The following is a 1216-nucleotide window of genomic DNA, read 5'->3' as shown; positions in this document are numbered from 1 at the left end:
TGACGGCGTAGATTGTCGCTGGCACGCGTGCTATGGGGACGGTTGAATGTCTTGGTGAGCGACTACTGGACGCCCGCGCATCAAGCGGTCGAGCAGGAGGATGCAGAGGCCCTGGCCCGGTTGCTGGCCGTCGGCTCCGATCCCGATGAGGTCTTCAGCAACATGACGCTGCTGACGCACGCAATCGACGTCGAGGGTGATGGCTCCCTGCAGAGCGGGCAGCCGTTGACTGTGCACACCACGGCCGTGTTGCTGGCCTTTGGGGCTGATCCGGAGCTCGCAGACCCGGACGGTCGCACCCCCATGGACATGGCCAATCACTACGGCCACGGCCTGGCGACGAAACTGCTGCAGACCCACATCAGCAGACGAGCCGCCGATAACAGATGAGGGTGCAGGCGATGCTCGTGAAGGCGAGGAAATGTTCAGCCTTGCGCTCGTAGCGACGGTGGAGTCGGCGACAGCCGGCGAGCCAGGACATGGTGCGTTCGATGGTCCAGCGGTGGCGGTCCAGCCGCTGAGAGGTCTCGATCCCCTTGCGGGCGATGCGGTGGGTAATGCCACGCCCTCGTAACCATCGCCGCAGGTGGTCGTAGTCGTATCCCTTGTCAGCGTGGAGCTTTCCCGGCCTGCGGCGCCTTCGTCCGCGGTGGGAGCGGATCGGTGGTATGCCCTTGACCAAAGGGATCAGGGCCTGGCTGTCGTGCAGGTTTGCCCCCGAGATTCCGACAGACAGGGGCAGACCCGTCCGCTCGGTGATCAAGTGGATCTTCGATCCGTGCTTGCCCCGGTCGACAGGATTCGGACCTGTCAGCTCCCCCTTTTCAGGGCCCGCATGTTCACCGAGTCGATCGCGCACCGGGACCAGTCCAGCTCACCGCGGGAGCCGAGCTCGTCCAGGACCAAGCGGTGGAGCTTCGCCCACACCCTGGCCTTGCTCCACTCGGCGAAACGCCTGTGAGCCGTCGCCCCTGACGGTCCGAATGACGCCGCCGGCACCTGCTGCCAGGTGCAGCCCGAGGTGGCCACGAACACGATCGCAGCCATCACCTCCCGGTCACCGTGACGACGTCGGCCGCCGCTCTGGGGACGCGTCGGCGCCTCCGGAACCACCCGCTGGAACATCTCCCACAACTCATCCGGCACGAGCTGCTCGACGATCCCCACCATGACCGACAGACTACCGAGCCAGCCAAATGAGATGGCGTCTAAGACG

The 1216-nt window shown here is 65.4% G+C and carries 2 protein-coding genes; one reads left to right on the top strand and one right to left on the bottom strand.

Translation table 11 applies throughout. The features are described 5' to 3' along the window. The first annotated feature begins 54 nt into the window (after positions 1–54). The gene (locus Q5694_RS34765; RefSeq protein WP_333937513.1) at positions 55–390 is read left to right on the top strand and encodes an ankyrin repeat domain-containing protein; all 336 of its coding nucleotides are present in this window, start codon (positions 55–57) and stop codon (positions 388–390) included. Here the strand turns inward: Q5694_RS34765 and Q5694_RS34760 are convergent. After that, positions 362–1170, bottom strand: a protein-coding gene (locus Q5694_RS34760; protein WP_443040995.1) for an IS5 family transposase whose coding sequence is annotated in 2 segments (ribosomal slippage) — positions 362–822 and positions 822–1170 — 810 coding nt in all. Because the reading frame shifts where the segments join, the coding sequence is not laid out codon by codon here. The genes Q5694_RS34765 and Q5694_RS34760 overlap by 29 nt on opposite strands. Positions 1171–1216 lie beyond the last annotated feature (46 nt).

The sequence above is a fragment of the Streptomyces sp. AHA2 genome (assembly GCF_036857595.1).
Lineage (GTDB): Bacteria > Actinomycetota > Actinomycetes > Streptomycetales > Streptomycetaceae > Streptomyces.
Note: the sequence above shows the minus strand (reverse complement) of the source record. Positions and strands in the feature narration are given on the sequence as shown.